The organism is Nocardioides nanhaiensis (assembly GCF_039542785.1).
GTDB classification, from domain to species: Bacteria; Actinomycetota; Actinomycetes; order Propionibacteriales; family Nocardioidaceae; genus Nocardioides; species Nocardioides nanhaiensis.
Window position 1 is genome coordinate 86,275 of the sequence record NZ_BAABIM010000005.1, and the last position, 17,766, is coordinate 104,040.

Annotated in this window: 13 protein-coding genes and 1 tRNA gene; 10 read left to right on the forward strand and 4 right to left on the reverse strand. The window is 70.8% G+C overall.

Features of this window, described 5'->3' with window-relative positions:
* Positions 1-6 precede the first annotated feature (6 nt).
* From lgt to pyk, 4 genes are all read left to right on the forward strand, one after another.
* The gene (gene lgt / locus ABD948_RS20135; protein ID WP_345271669.1) at positions 7-1,002 is read left to right on the forward strand and encodes a prolipoprotein diacylglyceryl transferase; all 996 of its coding nucleotides are present in this window, start codon (positions 7-9) and stop codon (positions 1,000-1,002) included.
* A gap of 117 nt (positions 1,003-1,119) precedes the next feature.
* Positions 1,120-5,679, forward strand: coding sequence for a glutamate synthase large subunit (gene gltB, locus ABD948_RS20140; protein ID WP_345271670.1), 4,560 nt, complete (start codon positions 1,120-1,122; stop codon positions 5,677-5,679).
* A complete protein-coding gene (locus ABD948_RS20145; RefSeq protein WP_345271671.1) occupies positions 5,672-7,141 on the forward strand; it encodes a glutamate synthase subunit beta in 1,470 nt (489 codons plus the stop codon). Before gltB ends, ABD948_RS20145 begins: the two co-directional genes overlap by 8 nt.
* Before the next feature lie 176 nt (positions 7,142-7,317).
* A complete protein-coding gene (gene pyk, locus ABD948_RS20150; RefSeq protein ID WP_345271672.1) occupies positions 7,318-8,802 on the forward strand; it encodes a pyruvate kinase in 1,485 nt (494 codons plus the stop codon).
* On the opposite strand, the gene ABD948_RS20155 is transcribed toward pyk, so the two are convergent.
* Both ABD948_RS20155 and ABD948_RS20160 read right to left on the reverse strand, forming a co-directional pair.
* Positions 8,792-9,544: a transcriptional regulator gene (locus tag ABD948_RS20155; protein WP_345271673.1), complete on the reverse strand. Its 753-nt coding sequence runs from the start codon at positions 9,542-9,544 to the stop codon at positions 8,792-8,794. The two genes, pyk and ABD948_RS20155, sit on opposite strands and share 11 nt — an antisense overlap.
* Positions 9,545-9,589: 45 nt before the next feature.
* Positions 9,590-9,663 (reverse strand) — tRNA-Leu (locus ABD948_RS20160).
* A gap of 79 nt (positions 9,664-9,742) precedes the next feature.
* Between ABD948_RS20160 and ABD948_RS20165 the strand changes: the two genes are divergently transcribed.
* The 6 genes from ABD948_RS20165 (at position 9,743) to ABD948_RS20190 (ending at position 15,189) form a co-directional block, all read left to right on the forward strand.
* On the forward strand, positions 9,743-9,982 hold the full coding sequence (locus ABD948_RS20165) for a hypothetical protein (protein WP_345271674.1): 240 nt from the start codon (positions 9,743-9,745) through the stop codon (positions 9,980-9,982).
* A 9-nt stretch (positions 9,983-9,991) separates the two neighbouring features.
* Entirely contained in the window at positions 9,992-10,603 is a 612-nt protein-coding gene (locus tag ABD948_RS20170) for an ANTAR domain-containing response regulator (RefSeq protein ID WP_345271675.1), read from the forward strand.
* Positions 10,604-10,843: 240 nt separating this feature from the next.
* A complete protein-coding gene (locus tag ABD948_RS20175; RefSeq protein ID WP_345271676.1) occupies positions 10,844-12,175 on the forward strand; it encodes an ABC transporter permease subunit in 1,332 nt (443 codons plus the stop codon).
* Between the two features lie 17 nt (positions 12,176-12,192).
* On the forward strand, positions 12,193-13,398 hold the full coding sequence (locus ABD948_RS20180) for a branched-chain amino acid ABC transporter permease (RefSeq protein WP_345271677.1): 1,206 nt from the start codon (positions 12,193-12,195) through the stop codon (positions 13,396-13,398).
* Positions 13,391-14,416: an ABC transporter ATP-binding protein gene (locus ABD948_RS20185; RefSeq protein ID WP_345271678.1), complete on the forward strand. Its 1,026-nt coding sequence runs from the start codon at positions 13,391-13,393 to the stop codon at positions 14,414-14,416. Before ABD948_RS20180 ends, ABD948_RS20185 begins: the two co-directional genes overlap by 8 nt.
* Positions 14,413-15,189, forward strand: a complete 777-nt coding sequence (locus ABD948_RS20190; protein ID WP_345271679.1) for an ABC transporter ATP-binding protein — start codon at positions 14,413-14,415, stop codon at positions 15,187-15,189. The genes ABD948_RS20185 and ABD948_RS20190 overlap by 4 nt, the downstream gene beginning before the upstream one ends.
* Positions 15,190-15,438: 249 nt before the next feature.
* Here ABD948_RS20190 and ABD948_RS20195 read toward each other — a convergent pair whose 3' ends face one another.
* Together ABD948_RS20195 and ABD948_RS20200 are read right to left on the reverse strand one after the other, a co-directional pair.
* Positions 15,439-16,755 (reverse strand): ABC transporter substrate-binding protein, encoded by a 1,317-nt coding sequence (locus ABD948_RS20195; protein ID WP_345271680.1) that lies wholly within the window; start codon positions 16,753-16,755, stop codon positions 15,439-15,441.
* A gap of 217 nt (positions 16,756-16,972) precedes the next feature.
* Positions 16,973-17,719, reverse strand: a complete 747-nt coding sequence (locus ABD948_RS20200; RefSeq protein ID WP_345271681.1) for a DUF554 domain-containing protein — start codon at positions 17,717-17,719, stop codon at positions 16,973-16,975.
* Positions 17,720-17,766: the final 47 nt, after the last annotated feature.

Below are 17,766 nucleotides of genomic sequence, written 5' to 3' on the forward strand. Positions count from 1 at the left end.
GAGGGGGTGATCTCCTCGCTCGTGCAAGCCTCCGCGGTGCTGCCGCTCGCCATCCCGAGCCCGGCCGAGGGCGTGTGGTACCTCGGCCCCGTGCCGATCCGGGGGTACGCGCTGGCGATCATCCTCGGCATCGTCATCGCGATCTGGATCGGGGAGAAGCGCTGGGTGGCGCGCGGCGGCCGCCCCGGCGACGTGCAGGACCTGGCCGTGTGGGCGGTGCCCTTCGGCATCGTCGGTGCCCGGCTCTACCACGTGATCACCGACCGTGGCCTGTACTTCGGCGAGGGCCGCGACCCGGTGAGCGCGCTCTACGTGTGGCAGGGCGGGCTCGGCATCTGGGGCGGCGTGGCGCTGGGGGCGCTCGGCGTGGTGATCGGCGCGAAGGTCAAGGGCATCCGGCTGCTGCCGATCCTGGACGCGATGGCGCCAGGCGTGCTGGTCGGGCAGGCCATCGGTCGCTGGGGCAACTGGTTCAACCAGGAGCTCTTCGGCGGCCCCACCGACCTGCCCTGGGCGCTGCGCGTCAGCGACGAGACCGCCCGCGCCGCCGGCTTCGACGCCGGGACCACCTTCCACCCCACGTTCCTCTACGAGTTCGTGTGGAACCTGGCGGCGTTCGCGCTGGTGATCTACCTCGACCGCCGGCTGCGACTCGGGCACGGCCGGGTGGTGGCGCTCTACGTGATGACCTACACCGCCGGTCGCGGATGGATCGAGAACCTGCGCATCGACCCGGTCGAGCTGGACGACGTGGGTGGCCTGCGGCTCAACGTCTGGGTCTCGATCGTGTGCTTCGTGCTCGCCGCGCTGTTCTTCGTCTGGCAGGGCCGCCGGCGTCCCGGGCGTGAGGAGCAGGTGTACGTGACCGGTCGCGAGCCGGTGGACGAGGCGTCCCGCGACGTCGACGACACCCCGGAGACCGAGCCCGCGACGGGGCCCGCGGAGGACCCGGTCGAGGACCCCGGCAGCACCGGCGTCCAGCGCACCGACGACACGCGCTGAGCCGGTTCACGCGGTGGTAACCTGGAGGCTCCGCCGCGTGGGTCAACGAAGTCCTGTGCGCCCAAGCTGCACCGCCGGTCCGCTGGCTCGTGCACCGACGACGACGGGAGAACCCCAGTGCCCTACCCGCACGCGTTCCCGCCGGCTCAGGGTCTCTACGACCCCGCCTTCGAGCACGACGCCTGTGGCGTGGCCTTCGTGGCCACGCTCACCGGCGAGGCCAGCCACGACATCGTCGCCAAGGCGCTGACGGCGCTGCGCAACCTCGACCACCGCGGCGCCGCCGGTGCCGAGCCGAACTCCGGTGACGGCGCCGGCATCCTGATGCAGATCCCCGACGCGTTCCTGCGCGAGGTGGCCGCCGAGGCCGGCATCGAGCTGCCCACCCCGCGCGCCTACGCCGCGGGCACCGCGTTCATCCCGGGCGACCCCGACGAGGTCGAGAAGACCCGCGGTCGCATCGAGGAGCTCGCCGAGGCCGAGGGCCTCACCGTGCTGGGTTGGCGTGACGTGCCGGTCGACCCCGAGATCCTCGGCTCGACCGCGCGCGGCGTCATGCCCACCTTCAGCCAGCTCTTCGTCGTCGCCACGGGCCAGCGCCTCACCGGCATGGGCCTGGAGCGCCTGGCGTTCTGCCTGCGCAAGCGCGCCGAGCGCGAGACCGACGTGTACTTCCCGTCGCTGAGCTCGCGGACGCTGGCCTACAAGGGCATGCTCACCACCGACCAGCTCGACAAGTTCTACCCCGACCTGCGCGACGAGCGGATGGCCTCGGCGCTGGCGGTCGTGCACTCGCGGTTCTCCACCAACACCTTCCCGAGCTGGCCGCTCTCGCACCCCTTCCGGTTCATCGCCCACAACGGCGAGATCAACACCGTCATGGGCAACCGCAACTGGATGCGGGCCCGCGAGGCGCTGCTGGACTCCGACCTGATCCCCGGCAACCTAGAGCGGATCTTCCCGATCTGCACCCAGGGCGCCTCGGACTCCGCCTCCTTCGACGAGGTGCTGGAGCTGCTCCACATGGGCGGTCGCTCGCTGCCCCACTCGGTGCTGATGATGATCCCCGAGGCGTGGGAGAACCACACCGAGATGGACCAGGCGCGGCGCGACTTCTACTCCTTCCACTCCGCTCTCATGGAGCCGTGGGACGGCCCCGCGTGCGTGGTGTTCACCGACGGCACCCAGATCGGCGCGGTGCTCGACCGCAACGGCCTGCGCCCCTCGCGCTACTGGGTCACCGACGACGGCCTCGTGGTGCTGGCCTCCGAGGTCGGCGTGCTCGACCTCGACCCCGCCACCGTGGTGCGCAAGGGCCGCCTCCAGCCGGGTCGGATGTTCCTCGTCGACACCGAGGAGCACCGGATCATCGAGGACGAGGAGATCAAGGGCGAGCTCGCCGCCGAGCACCCCTACGGCGAGTGGCTGCACGCCGGGCTGATCCACCTCGACGACATCCCCGAGCGCGAGCACGTCGTCCACACCCACGCCTCGGTCACGCGGCGCCAGCAGATCTTCGGCTACACCGAGGAGGAGCTGCGCGTCCTGCTGACCCCGATGGCCAACACCGGCGCCGAGCCGATCGGCTCGATGGGCACCGACACCCCCATCGCGGCGCTCTCCGACAAGCCGCGGCTGATCTTCGACTACTTCACCCAGCTGTTCGCGCAGGTCACCAACCCGCCGTTGGACGCCATCCGCGAGGAGCTCGTCACCTCGCTCAACGGCACCATCGGTCCGGAGTCCAACCTGCTGGAGCCCACCCCGGCCTCGTGCCGCCAGGTGGTGCTGCCGTTCCCGGTGATCTCCAACGACGACCTCGCCAAGATCCGCCACATCAACCGTGACGGCGACATGCCCGGCTTCATCACCCACGTCTCCCGCGGGCTCTACCCCGTCGAGGGCGGGGGAGCGGCCATGGCCGAGCGGATCGAGGAGGTCTGCCGCGAGGTCAGCGCCGCCATCGCCGAGGGCGCCCGGATCATCGTGCTCTCCGACCGGCACTCCACCGCCGAGCTCGCGCCCATCCCCTCGCTGCTGCTCACCGGTGCCGTGCACCACCACCTGGTGCGCGAGAAGACCCGCACCCAGGTGGGGCTGCTCGTCGAGGCCGGCGACGTGCGCGAGGTGCACCACGTGGCGCTGCTGGTCGGGTTCGGCGCGGCCGCCGTCAACCCCTACCTGGCGATGGAGTCGGTCGAGGACCTCGCCCGTGAGGGCCACTACGTCAAGGCCGAGCAGGAGAAGGCCGTCGCCAACCTGGTCAAGGCGCTCGGCAAGGGTGTGCTCAAGGTGATGTCCAAGATGGGCGTCTCCACCGTGGCGTCCTACACCGGCGCGCAGATCTTCGAGTGCATCGGCCTCTCCCAGGAGGTCGTCGACCGGTACTTCACCGGCACCACCACCAAGCTGGGCGGCATCGACCTCGACACCATCGCCGAGGAGGTCTCCCGGCGCCACGCCTCGGCCTACCCGCGCGGCGGGATCCTCCCCGCCCACCGCGAGCTGGCGATCGGCGGCGAGTACCAGTGGCGCCGCGAGGGCGAGCCGCACCTGTTCGACCCCGAGACGGTCTTCCGGCTCCAGCACGCCACCCGCACGGGTCGCTTCGACATCTTCCAGCAGTACACGCGCGCCGTCGACGAGCAGTCCGAGCGGCTGATGACGCTGCGCGGCCTGCTGCGGTTCAAGGACGCCGGCGCCACCGGGCGCCAGCCGGTCCCGATCGAGGAGGTCGAGCCGGTCTCCGAGATCGTCAAGCGCTTCTCCACCGGCGCGATGTCCTACGGGTCGATCTCCAAGGAGGCGCACGAGACCCTCGCGATCGCCATGAACCGGCTGGGCGCCAAGTCCAACACCGGCGAGGGCGGCGAGGACGCCGACCGCCTCTACGACCCCGAGCGCCGCAGCTCGATCAAGCAGGTCGCCTCGGGTCGCTTCGGCGTCACCTCGGAGTACCTCACCAACGCCGACGACATCCAGATCAAGATGGCGCAGGGCGCCAAGCCCGGCGAGGGCGGGCAGCTGCCCGGCAACAAGGTGTACCCGTGGGTGGCCAAGACCCGGTACTCCACGCCGGGCGTGGGCCTGATCAGCCCGCCGCCGCACCACGACATCTACTCCATCGAGGACCTCGCCCAGCTCATCCACGACCTGAAGAACGCCAACCCCGAGGCCCGCGTGCACGTCAAGCTGGTCTCCGAGGTGGGCGTGGGGACCGTGGCCGCGGGTGTCAGCAAGGCGCACGCCGACGTCGTCCTGGTCTCCGGGCACGACGGCGGCACCGGTGCCTCGCCGCTGACCTCGCTCAAGCACGCCGGCGGCCCCTGGGAGCTCGGCCTGGCCGAGACCCAGCAGACGCTGCTGGTCAACGGCCTGCGCGACCGGATCGTCGTGCAGACCGACGGCCAGCTCAAGACCGGCCGCGACGTGGTGGTCGCGGCGCTGCTGGGCGCCGAGGAGTACGGCTTCTCCACCGCCCCGCTGGTCGTCTCGGGCTGCATCCTGATGCGGGTCTGCCACCTCGACACCTGCCCGGTGGGGGTGGCCACCCAGAACCCGGTGCTGCGTGAGCGGTTCTCCGGCAAGGCGGAGTACATCGTCAACTTCTTCACCTACATCGCCGAGGAGGTGCGGGCGCTGCTCGCCGAGCTCGGCTTCCGCAGCCTGCAGGAGGCCGTGGGCCAGGTGGGCTCGCTCGACGTCGCGCCCGCCGTCGACCACTGGAAGGCCAAGGGTCTCGACCTGACGCCGATCCTGCACGCCCCCGACACCAGCCACTTCCCCGACCAGGACCTCTACCGCACCAAGAGCCAGGACCACGGCCTCGAGCGGTCCCTGGACCGCACCGAGCTGGTGCCCCTGTGCGAGCCCGCCCTCGAGCGGGGCGAGCCCGTGCGTGCCCAGGTGGCCGTGCGCAACGTCAACCGCACCGTCGGCACGATCCTGGGCCACGAGGTCACCAAGCGCCACGGTGGCGAGGGACTTCCCGACGGCACGATCGACCTCACGCTCGTGGGGTCGGCGGGCCAGTCCTTCGGCGCGTTCCTGCCCCACGGCATCACCCTGCGCCTCGAGGGCGACGCCAACGACTACGTGGGCAAGGGCCTCTCCGGCGGCCGCATCGTCGTGCGGCCCGACCGGGCGGCCACGTTCCGCGCCGACGAGCAGATCATCGCCGGCAACGTCATCGCCTACGGCGCGACGCGAGGTGAGATCTTCATCCGCGGCGGCGTGGGGGAGCGGTGCTGCGTGCGCAACTCCGGCGCCTGGGTGGTCACCGAGGGCGTGGGCGACCACGGCTGCGAGTACATGACCGGAGGCCGCGTGGCGGTGCTCGGCAAGACCGGGCGCAACTTCGCCGCAGGCATGTCCGGTGGCGTCGCGTGGGTGCTCGACCTCAAGGACTTCCGGGTCAACAAGGAGCTCGTCGAGCTCGGCCCGGTGGTCGGCGAGGCCGCGCAGGAGCTGGAGCAGATGGTGCGTCGTCACCACGAGGAGACCGGCTCCGAGGTGGCCGCCGCGCTGCTGGAGGACTGGGAGACCTCGCTGACCCGCTTCACCGAGGTCATGCCCAGCGACTACCGCAAGTCGCTCGAGGCCAAGGCGAAGGCCGAGGCCGACGGGCTGGACGAGAACGAGACCGCGCACGCGATGATGGAGGCACTCCATGGCTGATCCCAAGGGATTCCTGAAGGAGGGGCGCCAGACCGCGCCCCGTCGCCCGGTCGAGGAGCGCATCCACGACTGGGACGAGGTCTACCCGGGCGGGATGGGCCGCGCGCTGCTGCCGATCATCACCACCCAGGCCAGCCGCTGCATGGACTGCGGCATCCCGTTCTGCCACCAGGGTTGCCCGCTGGGCAACATCATCCCGGAGTGGAACGACCTGGTCTGGCGCGACGACTGGGAGGGCGCGATCGAGCGCCTGCACGCCACCAACAACTTCCCGGAGTTCACCGGGCGGCTGTGCCCGGCTCCCTGCGAGACCGCGTGCGTGCTCGGCATCAACCAGGACCCCGTGACGATCAAGAACATCGAGGTCTCGATCATCGACAAGGCGTGGGAGACCGGCCTGGTGCGCCCCCAGCCGCCGGAGTGGCTCTCGGGTCGCACCGTCGCCGTCGTCGGGTCCGGTCCGGCCGGCCTCGCCGCCGCCCAGCAGCTGACCCGCGCCGGCCACACGGTCGCCGTCTACGAGCGCGCCGACAAGATCGGCGGACTGCTGCGCTACGGCATCCCCGAGTTCAAGATGGAGAAGAAGCACCTCGACAAGCGGCTGGACCAGATGCGCCGCGAGGGCACCATCTTCCGGGCCGGCGTCGACGTCGGCGAGGGCGACCTCACCGCCGAGCGGCTGCGCGAGCGCTACGACGCCGTCGTGCTGGCCATGGGTGCCACCGCGGCCCGCGACCTGCCGGTGCCCGGCCGCGAGCTCGCCGGCATCCACCAGGCCATGGAGTTCCTCCCGCAGTCCAACCGAGCCGCCCTCGGCGAGGAGGTCGAGGGCCAGATCATGGCCACCGGCAAGCACGTGGTGATCATCGGCGGCGGCGACACCGGCGCCGACTGCCTGGGCACCTCCACCCGCCACGGCGCGGCGTCGATCACCCAGCTGGAGATCATGGGCGAGCCGCCGACCGAGCGGCCCGACGGCCAGCCCTGGCCCACCTACCCGATGACCTTCCGGGTCTCCTCGGCCCACGAGGAGGCCGGCGACCGGGTCTACGGCGTCTCCACCCAGGAGTTCCTCGGTGACGAGGACGGACAGGTGCGCGCGCTGCGCCTGGTCGACGTGGAGTTCAAGGACGGGCGCCCGCAGGAGATCGAGGGCACCGAGCGCGAGATCCCGGCCGACCTCGTCCTGTTCGCGATGGGCTTCGTCGGCCCGGAGAAGCAGGGCCTGGTCGAGCAGCTCGGCGTCGAGCTCGACGAGCGCGGCAACGTCAAGCGCGACCTGGGCTACATGTCCAGCGAGCGGGGCGTCTTCGTGGCCGGCGACGCCGGCCGTGGGCAGAGCCTAATCGTGTGGGCGATCGCCGAGGGCCGCGCGGCCGCGGCCGCCGTCGACGAGTTCCTCACCGGCTCCACCACGCTGCCCTCCCCGATCCCGCCGACCGCTCGTCCGCTGATGGCCTGAGCAGGGGCGCCGGAGCGCAGCGACTGCGCGCCCTCGTCGGTGGTGGTCGAGCAAGCGACCACGACCGAGCCCGCGAGGTCGTGACGAGCGCGTCGAGACCTGGTGAGCGACGTGCCCGCGTCGTGCCCACTCACGGCGGCCCGTGTTGGAACGATCCAATGCGCTAGGCTGCGTGGGTGCGGAGAGCCAAGATCGTGTGCACCCTGGGTCCGGCCACCAGCTCGGAGCGTCGTATCCGTGAGCTGGTATACGCGGGGATGGACGTGGCCCGGCTCAACATGAGCCACGGGTCCCACGCCGACCACGCCGAGAGCTACCGGCTGGTCCGCGAGGCCGCCGACGCCAGCGGACACGGCGTCGGGATCTTCGCCGACCTGCAGGGTCCCAAGATCCGGCTGGAGACCTTCGCCGAGGGGTCCGCCCACCTGACCCGCGGGCAGGCGTGGACGATCACCACGCGCGACGTGCCCGGCGACGGTGAGGTGTGCGGCACCACCTACAAGGGCCTGCCCGGCGACGTCGCGGTCGGCGACCCCATCCTCATCGACGACGGCAAGGTGCGCCTGCGGGTCACCGGCGTCACCGACACCGACGTGAGCACCGAGGTGCTCACGGGCGGTCGGGTCAGCAACAACAAGGGGATCAACCTGCCCGGCGTCGCGGTCTCGGTGCCGGCGCTCTCGGACAAGGACGAGGAGGACCTGCGCTTCGCGCTCAGCCTCTCGGTGGACTTCATCGCGCTCAGCTTCGTGCGCGACGCGCACGACGTCGAGGACGTGCGCCGGGTGATGCGCGAGGTCGGGGTGATGCTCCCGGTGATCGCCAAGATCGAGAAGCCGCAGGCCATCGACAACCTCGACGAGATCATCGCCGCCTTCGACGGGTTCATGGTCGCCCGCGGCGACCTCGGGGTGGAGTGCCCGCTGGAGGAGGTGCCCTTCCTGCAGAAGCAGGTCATCGAGAAGGCGCGCCGCAACGCCAAGCCGGTGATCGTGGCCACCCAGATGCTCGAGTCGATGATCACCAGCCCCTCGCCCACGCGGGCCGAGGCCAACGACGTCGCCAACGCGGTGCTCGACGGTGCCGACGCCGTGATGCTCTCGGGCGAGACCAGCGTGGGGGAGCACCCCATCCACACGGTCGAGACCATGGCGCGCATCGTCTCGGCGACCGAGCGGCACGCGATGGAGGACGTCGGGGTCGGTCACTTCGACCAGATCGACTGGGACCCCCACACCACCGGCGGCGTGATCGCCAAGGCCGCCGAGGAGGTCGCCCGCCGCGTCGGTGCCCGCTACGTCGTGGCCTTCACCCAGTCCGGCGACTCCGCCCGCCGTCTCTCGCGGTTGCGCAGCCACGTGCCCGTGCTGGCCTTCACCCCCGAGGCTCGGGTGCGCTCCCAGCTCTCGCTCACCTGGGGCGTGGAGACCTTCAAGACCCACGGCGTCGAGCACACCGACGAGATGGTGCGCCAGGTCGACGAGCAGCTGCTGCAGATCGGCCGCGTGCAGGAGGGCGATCGCGTCGTCATCGTGGCGGGCAGCCCACCGGGCATCCCGGGATCCACCAACGCCCTGCGCATCCACCGGATGGGCGACGCCATCAACGAGGTGGCCCCCGCCTACCGCAAGGGCTCCACGCCTCCCGCCGTCACCGCTTGAGCCCGATCAGGGCGTCCAGCGACGCCACCGCCTCGCGCCGCGAGACGCTGATGGTGCGCGGTGCCGACTGGCGCCACGCGACGTCGACGAGGTCGAGCGCCCAGCAGCAGAGCTCACGGATGTCGGCGGACGCATTCACGAACTGCCAGCGCGGGTAGTCGTAGCGCTTCAGCTCGCCGGCGACGGGTTGGCGGGCCCAGTTGCGCACGCGACAGCCGTCGGAGTGGAAGAGCCCGCGCAGGAGAGGTCCCGGGTGCTCGGCGACGACGGCCAGCTGCCACGGCTCGAGCCCGATGGATCGCTCGTGCTTGCGGCCCTGGCCGTGCTGGGGGAACAAGCACGGCCAGTGCCGCCAGCCCTGCTGCACCACGGTGCAACCCGGTGCGGGCACCCGGAAGACCGAGCGGTGTGGATGCACCGACAGCATCAGCGCTTCGACGTCGTCGATGATGCCCGGGTAGAGGTTGTCGCAGGAGACCCGCAGGACCGTCGACCTGCGGAAGCGGGAGATGCATCCGTCGCCCAGGTAGTAGCCCAGCAGCGCCGCGTAGGCCTGCGCCAGGCGCTCGTCGTGCGGAAGGGCGCGCTCGACCGCCGGGCGCGGGCAGTCCGACAGCTCGGGTGCGGACTCCCAGGACCGGAGCGTGGAGCGGTTGACGCCGAGCAGACGGGAGACCTCGGACCACGTCCGTCCCTGCGCCCGCAGGGCCCGCGCTCGGTCACGCACGCTCGAGGGATACATGGGTCGATGCTGCCGTCGACCACCGACACCGATCGACGGGCGTAGTGCCCCGGGTGGGACTCGAACCCACACTGGACGGTGTTTGAGACCGCGTTCTCTGCCGATTGGAATACCGGGGCTCGGCGGCTCGGAATCCTAGCCGACGGCAGGTGCGGTGCTGGCGTAGCAATCTCTACTGATCTTATGTACTTTAAGCCCATGACTTCCGCCCGACGCCCTGTGCAGGTGCTGTGGTCGACCGTGACCGGCGCCGTTGCCGGGTGGTCGGTCGGCAGCCACGCCGTCGCCACCGACAACGCGCGCGCCGCGGCGACGGAGTGCAGCCGTCTGCGCGTCGAGCGCGAGGAGGTGGCGCGCTACCTGGCCGAGGTCGCCCGCCCGGCGGCGGTCGGGGTGGCGGCGGACGGCCTGACCCGCGCGCGGAGCCGCAACCACTAGCCTGGGCGCGTGAGCGCCACCTCGCCGAGCACCCCGACCCCGCGCACCGTCGTCATCGCCGAGGACGAGGCCCTGATCCGCATGGACCTGGCCGAGATGCTGGGGGAGGAGGGCTACGACGTCGTCGGACAGGCCGGTGACGGCGCCCGGGCCGTCGAGCTGGCCCAGGAGCTGCGGCCCGACCTGGTGATCCTCGACGTCAAGATGCCCGTCCTGGACGGCATCGCCGCGGCCGAGGCGATCGCGGCCGAGCGGATCGCCCCGGTGGTGATCCTGACGGCCTTCAGCCAGCGCGACCTCGTGGAGCGCGCCCGCGATGCCGGCGCCATGGCCTACCTGGTCAAGCCGTTCACCAAGAACGACCTCGTGCCGGCCATCGAGATGGCGGTCAGCCGCTTCGGCGAGGTGGCCATGCTCGAGGCCGAGGTCGCCGACCTGACCGAGCGCCTCGCCATGCGCAAGGCGGTCGATCGCGCCAAGGGCATCCTGCAGGAGCAGCTCCAGCTCTCCGAGCCCGACGCGTTCCGCTGGATCCAGAAGACCGCGATGGACCTGCGCCTCTCGATGCGCCAGGTCGCCGAGGGTGTCGTCGAGCACGGCCCCTCGATCGCCGGCTCCTGACCAGGCGTCCCGACCAGGGTCCCGGTCCGATCCCGACCACGGGAGCATCGCCGTCAGGTCACGACTGCATCACGACCCGGCGCGCCAGCCCCACGCGGCGCTCTGGACCGCCAGCATTCCCCCCGGGTGTGGATAGAGTGCCCGGCAGCCGTCGCCCCGGAGGGGCCGGAGAGGGAGGATCACGTGGTGGGTCGCACACCATCGGCGCGCAGCGCCGGTACGCGCGGGAGGGCACGAGGGGTGGCACCGGCCGCCTGGCGCGCCGGACTGCTCTCGCTGCTGCTGGCACCGATGCTGGCCGTGCTCGCGGGCACCCTGCTGGCACCGGCCGCCTCGGCGTCGGTCGCCCAGACCGTCTCGGTCTCCTGCCTGCCCCAGCCCGACCAGCAGGGCTGCATCGCCGGCACGCTCGGCGGGCGCAACGACCCCGTCGAGGGCGCTGACCTGACCCTGGTCGACGAGGCCGGCACGGAGGGCGACACCGTCACGACCGGCGAGGACGGCAAGTTCGCGTTCACCATCACCGAGCCCGGCGCCTACACGGTGCGCCTGGACGAGGAGACGCTGTCCGACGACTTCGAGCTGCTCGGTCCCGCCGAGGTGAGCGTCAACGTCAACCTCGGCGCCAACGCGGCCGCGTTCTTCGAGATCCGCCCCGACAACTTCGAGGCCGGCGGCTCGAGCCGCGGGGAGCGCATCGTCCAGGGCGTCGCCAACGGCCTGAAGCTCGGTCTGCTGCTGGCCCTGGCCAGCCTGGGCCTCTCGCTCATCTACGGCACCACCGGGCTCTCCAACTTCGCGCACGCCGAGCAGGTCACCCTGGGCGGCGTGGTCGCCTACGGGCTGGTCAACGTCGGCGGCATGAACCTGTGGCTGGGCATCGTGGTCACGGTGCTGATCTGCGGGGCCACCGGCTACCTGCAGGATCGGGTGCTGTGGCAACCACTGCGACGGCGGGGGTTGGGCCTGACCCAGATGGTCATCGTCACCATCGGCATGGCGCTGGCCGCCCAGTACGCCTTCCAGTACTTCATCGGCGCCTCGAACCAGAAGGTGGTCGTGCGGGACTTCGGCACCACCACGATCGGCCCCATCACCGTCACCAACCAGTCCTGGATCGCGATGGGCGTCTCCATCGTGATGATCGCGCTGGTCGGGTTCGTGCTCCTGCGCACCCGGATCGGGCAGGCCACCCGGGCCGTCTCCGACAACCCGGCCCTGGCTGCCGCGTCGGGCATCGACGTCGACCGGATCATCCGACTGGTGTGGACCGCCTCGGCCGCGCTCGCCGGTCTCGCCGGCGTGTTCTACGCGCTCGCGGTCAGCAACGGCATCCGCTGGGACACCGGCATGCAGATCCTGCTGCTGCTCTTCGCCGCCGTCACCCTGGGCGGGTTGGGCACGGCCTTCGGCGCCTTCATCGGCTCCATCATCATCGGCCTGATCGTCGAGCTCGCCAGCCCCCTCGGTGCGCCCGGTGACCTCAAGTACGCCGTCGCGCTCGTGATTCTGATCCTGCTGCTGCTCGTGAGGCCGCAGGGCATCCTGGGCAAAGCCGGCCGGGTCGGCTGAGGGGGAGAGGACCACTCATGGACACCATCATCAGCATCCTCACCGCGATGCTCAGCGAGGCGATCGCACCGACCACCGCGGGTCTGGCGATCGCCGTCATCGGCCTCAACATCCACTTCGGGTACACCGGCCTGCTCAACTTCGGCCAGGCGGGCTTCATGCTCCTGGGCGCCTACGGCTTCGCCATCACGATCAAGAGCGGTCAGCCGATGTGGCTGGGCATCTTCGTGGGCCTGGGGGCCGCGATGGTCTTCGCCCTCATCCTCGGCGCCCCGACCCTGAAGCTGCGCGGCGACTACCTCGCCATCGTCACCATCTCTGCGGCGGAGATCATCCGCTTCACCGGACGTCTCTCTGTGCTGCAGGACTTCACCGGCGGCGCGCTCGGCATCCGCAGCGCCAACTACCGCGGGCCCTTCGTCGACCTCTCGCCGTTCAGCAAGGACCCCTCGGACCAGTTCACGCTGATGCCGATCAACTACACGGACTTCGGTGGCTCCAACGCCGTGCGAGTCGCGGCACTGCTCGTCGCCGCAGCCCTGCTGGTGGGCGCCATCGTCGTCTTCCGGCGTGGCCGCGCCGCGCTGGCCGAGAGCGGTGAGAAGCGGACGCCGACCTCGAGCCGCGTGATCATCTCCGCCCTCTCGCTGGGCGCCTTCATCGCCCTGTTCTTCGCCATCCCGCTCTCCTTCCCCCAGACCGGCAACGACGGCTGGTGGTTGCGCCTGGTCGGGTGGAGCCTGGTGGTCATCTGCTCCCTGCTGGTGCTGCTCCTGGTGCGCAGCCCCTGGGGCCGTCTGCTGCGCGGGGTGCGCGAGGACGAGGACGCCATGCGCAGCCTCGGCAAGAACGTCTTCGCGATCAAGATGCAGGCACTGGTCATCGGCGGTGTCCTGGGCGCCCTGGGCGGCATGATCTACGTGCTTCCCAGCACCGTGCAGCCCGACAGCCTCGGTCGTCAGGTCACCTTCCTGGCGTTCACCGCCCTGCTGCTCGGCGGTGCGGCCACGATCTTCGGTCCGCTGCTCGGCTCGATCCTGTTCTTCTCGCTGCGCATCGGCATCCGGGAGGCCGGTGACGCCTACATCCCCAACAGCATCATGAACAGCCAGCAGGCCGACCAGTTCGCGTTCATCGTCGTGGGCGTCGCGCTGATGCTGCTGGTGATCTTCCGGCCACAGGGCATCCTGGGTGACAAGAGGGAGCTGCGCATCAATGTCTGAGAACCCCACCGGAGTCACGACGCCGGGCGCCGGCGGCGCCGGCAGCATGGCGGACCCGGCTGCCCGACGCACGCTGATGGCCGATGTCGAGGCGCAGCCGGGAGCCGGCAAGCCCGACCCGATCCTCGTGGTCGACCAGATGACCCGGACCTTCGGCGGCATCACCGCCGTCCAGGTCGAGCACCTGGAGGTGCAGCGCGGGATCATCACCGCTCTCATCGGGCCCAACGGCGCCGGCAAGACGACCTTCTTCAACCTCATCACCGGCTTCGACAAGCCCTCCTCGGGCCGCGACGCCAGCTGGAGCTTCGACGGTCGCAAGCTCGACCGCACCTCGGCCTCGCGCGTGGCCAAGGCCGGGATGGTGCGCACCTTCCAGCTGACCAAGGCCCTCTCGCGGATGACCGTGATGGACAACATGATGCTCGGCGCCTCGGGGCAGCGCGGTGAGAACCTCGCCGCCTCGATGATCCGGCCGCTGTGGCGCAGCCAGGAGAACCAGGTCGAGGAGAAGGCGGTCGAGCTGCTGGGCCGCTTCAAGCTGCACGAGAAGCGCAACGACTTCGCGGGCAGCCTCTCGGGAGGTCAGCGCAAGCTGCTGGAGATGGCACGCGCGCTGATGACCGACCCGACGATGATCATGCTGGACGAGCCGATGGCCGGCGTGAACCCCGCGCTCACCCAGTCGCTGCTGGGTCACGTGCAGTCGCTGCGCGACGAGGGCATGACCGTGCTGTTCGTCGAGCACGACATGCACGTGGTGCGCCACATCTCGGACTGGGTGGTGGTGATGGCCGAGGGCAAGGTGGTTGCCGAGGGTGACTCCTCGACCGTGATGAGCAACCCCGCCGTCATCGACGCCTACCTGGGCGCGCACCACGACACCGACCTGGGCGACGACTCGCTGCTCGAGGCCGACGTCGCGGAGAAGTACGCGGCCGAGGCCGAGGAGATCGAGGCCGAGGAGGCCCACCACGAGGGCCACGACGGCGCCCACCGAGGCGAGGAGAAGTCATGACCGAGACCGCGACCGGCTCCGGGACGACGGCCGCGCCCGGCGCGCCCGTGATCGAGGTCAACGACCTCGTGGCCGGCTACCTGCCCGGCGTCAACATCCTCAACGGCTGCAGCATCGTGGCGCACCCCGGCGAGATGGTCGGCATCATCGGCCCCAACGGCGCCGGCAAGTCCACCCTGCTCAAGGCCATCTTCGGTCTGGTCAAGGTGCACTCGGGCAGCGTCACCCTGCAGGGTCGCGACATCACCAACCTCAAGGCCAACAAGCTCGTGCAGGCCGGTGTCGGCTTCGTGCCGCAGACCAACAACATCTTCCCCTCGCTGAGCATCGAGCAGAACCTGCGCATGGGGCTGTTCCTGCGCCCCAAGAAGCTCAGCGAGCGGCTCGACGCGATGTGGGAGCTGTTCCCGGTGCTGCACGACCGGCGCGCGCAGACCGCGGGCGGGCTCTCCGGTGGTGAGCGTCAGTCGCTCGCGATGGCGCGAGCCCTGATGATGGAGCCGCAGGTGCTGCTGCTCGACGAGCCGTCCGCGGGTCTCTCTCCGGTGCGTCAGGACGAGACGTTCCTGCGCACCCGGATGATCAACAAGACCGGGGTCTGCGTCGTCATGGTCGAGCAGAACGCCCGGCGCTGCCTGCAGATCTGCGACCGCGGCTACGTGCTCGACCAGGGCAAGGACGCCCACACCGGCACCGGCCGCGACCTCGCCAACGACCCCAAGGTGATCGCGCTGTACCTCGGGACGCTGGCCAAGGACGTCGACGGCGCCTGACCCGCGCCGACCGCGACACCACCACGAACGCCCGGCTCCCCCGTGGGGGGCCGGGCGTTCGTGCTGTCCCGCCTGCCCGTCGTCCCCCTGCGGGAGCCGGGCTGCGAGGAGCGGCGGAGCGAGCGGTGCGGGGGGACGGTCATCCCTGCACACCCCCTGCACGCTCACGACGCACAAGACCCCCCGGACCGTGCGGTCCGGGGGGTCTCGTGCTGCCGGGCGGTCGTGGCCCCGGCGGGGTTCAGCGGGTCAGGAGGTGCCCTCGACCGTGCTGGTCAGCTCGTAGCTGTTGTCCTCGAGGTACTGGTAGATACCCACGAAGGCCGAGGACGGGTCGTTCTGGTCGTTGATCGGACCGATGCCGGAGGGACCGACGTACCGGATCTCGCTGCCCTCGTCGATCAGGGTGAGGCACTCCTCGAAGGTCGAGCACTCCTCGCCGTCGGTGGCACCCGACACGGCGGCGAAGTTCTCCTGCACCGTCGCGGAGTCGTTCGAGCCGCCCTTGGCCGCAGCGAGCGCGGCAAGGATGGTGGCGTCGTAGGACTCGGCCGAGTAGGAGTAGTCGTTGAGCGACTCGCCCTCAGCGACCTCGTACCACTGGCTCACCCGGTCCTTGAAGTCCTGCGAGGCGTCGGCGCCCGGGATGGTGCCCTGGGCCCCGGTCATGATGCCGGCAGGCAGGTCCTCGCTGTAGTCCGAGGTGTTGCCGTCGGTGAAGTAGGTGTTGGCCATGTCCCAGCCCTGCGCGTCGAGCTCGGGCACGATCGCCTTGGTCTCGTCGAAGGCCAGCACCACGATGGCGTCGGGGCCGGCGGCGATCGCGTCGGCCACCTCGGAGGTGAAGGTGGTCTGACCGGCCGGGAACTCGTTGCCGTCGCCCTTGCAGCCGTAGACGCAGGAGCCGCCGGAGGCCGTGACGGTCTCCTCGACGACGTCGCGCAGACCCGTGCCGTAGGTGTCGTTGAAGACGATGAAGGCGATGTTCTGGAAGCCGTCCTGGCTGATCAGCGTGCCGAGGGCCGAGCCCTGGACGCCGTCCGGCGGGGCGGTGCGGAAGTAGAACGGCGAGATGCCGCTCAGGGCGACCGCGGTGTTGGCCGGGGAGACCTGGGTGACCTGGGCGTCGGTGAAGGTGTCGACGACGGCCTCGGAGACCGAGGACGACGCCGCGCCGATGACGACCGACGGGGTGCCGCGCACGAGGCCGCGGGCCGAGGCCTGCACGATCGAGAGGTCGGTGGAGTCACCGGAGTCCTCGATCTGGTGGCAGGCCTGCGCACCGTTGACGCCGCCGGCGGCGTTGATGTCGGAGACGGCCAGACCCACGGCCGCGATCTCCGGCGGGCCGAGGAAGGCCAGGTTGCCGGTGATCGGCAGGATGCCGCCGACCTTGAAGGTGTCCGCGCTGGTGGCGCTGCCCTCGCAGACGTCGTTGGTGGGCTCTGCCCCCGCGTCGCTGGACTCCGAGGTCGACTCGGAAGCGGCGGGCTCGTCGGCCTCGTTGGTGTCTTCACTGCCGCCGCAGGCGGCGAGCGTCAGGCTGAGGGCGGCGGTGCCGGCCATCAGCTTGACCCAGGAAGCTGTCGTGGATCGATTCACTGCGTGAACCTTTCTTGTCGGGTGCTTACAACCGCTGGTCCCGGCCCGAGGCAGGGTCTGAGCCCCCACACCGTAGGCCCGGGGGATCCCCGCCGGTGCGACGGAACACCCTCGTTAGCGAACCGTTACCAGCGGGGGTCAACCGTGACCTCGCGGCACCCGCTCGACGAGCGCCGACGGGTCAGTGGACGGCGGCCGCGACCTGGACGAGCAGGGGGGCCACGAGCAGCGCCGGCAGCAGGTCGGCGACCGCGATCTCGCGGATCCGCAGCAGCCGGAGGGCCACCCCGACGAGCAGCAGCCCGCCGCAGGCCGTGACCGCGGAGAGCTCGGCGGCCGGCAGCACGTCGCCGAGCAGCACGCCCAGGACCGTCAGGCTGCCCTGCACCACCAGCACGGTGAGCGCGCTGGCCGCCACGCCCCACCCGAAGGAGGAGGCGAAGGCCAGCGCCGCGAACCCGTCGAGGGTGGCCTTGAGCAGCAGCTGCTCGGGGCCGTTGCCGAGCCCGTCGTTGAGCGAGCCCAGGATCGTGAGCGGGCCGGTGCAGAAGACCAGCGAGGCCACGACGAAGCCCTCCACGAACCGCTCGCGCTCCTCGCCGGCGGCGCCGCCGGCCAGCCGGCGCTGGAGCCAGGCGCCCAGCGACTCGACCCGCTGCTCCAGCCCGAGCAACGAGCCGACCAGTCCGCCGAGCACGAGCGAGCCCAGCACGATCAGCAGCGGAGCGCTGGTGCCGACCCGCGCTGCGAGGGCGGGGTCCAGCACCGCGACGGCGGAGGTGGCGGCGATGAGGAGCGTCGTCAGCCCGAGCGCGTCGGTCACCAGGTCGCGGGTGCGGGCGGGCAGGCGGTTGCCCAGCAGCCGCCCCAGCACCGAGCCCAGGAGCACCGTGACCACGTTGACGGCGGTGCCGATTCCGGGGACCACGACACCCCTTTCGATGCTGGTCGGTCGTGTTCGTTTCCTGCCCGGCG

Excerpts from the sequence above, each read along its gene's own strand:
- ABD948_RS20145 (WP_345271671.1), top strand. The coding sequence starts at position 5,672 with ATGGCTGATCCCAAGGGATTCCTGAAGGAGGGGCGCCAGACCGCGCCC.
- ABD948_RS20155 (WP_345271673.1), bottom strand. The coding sequence starts at position 9,544 with ATGTATCCCTCGAGCGTGCGTGACCGAGCGCGGGCCCTGCGGGCGCAG.
- ABD948_RS20165 (WP_345271674.1), top strand. The coding sequence starts at position 9,743 with ATGACTTCCGCCCGACGCCCTGTGCAGGTGCTGTGGTCGACCGTGACC.
- ABD948_RS20180 (WP_345271677.1), top strand. The coding sequence starts at position 12,193 with ATGGACACCATCATCAGCATCCTCACCGCGATGCTCAGCGAGGCGATC.
- ABD948_RS20185 (WP_345271678.1), top strand. The coding sequence starts at position 13,391 with ATGTCTGAGAACCCCACCGGAGTCACGACGCCGGGCGCCGGCGGCGCC.
- ABD948_RS20190 (WP_345271679.1), top strand. The coding sequence starts at position 14,413 with ATGACCGAGACCGCGACCGGCTCCGGGACGACGGCCGCGCCCGGCGCG.
- ABD948_RS20195 (WP_345271680.1), bottom strand. The coding sequence starts at position 16,755 with ATGGCCGGCACCGCCGCCCTCAGCCTGACGCTCGCCGCCTGCGGCGGC.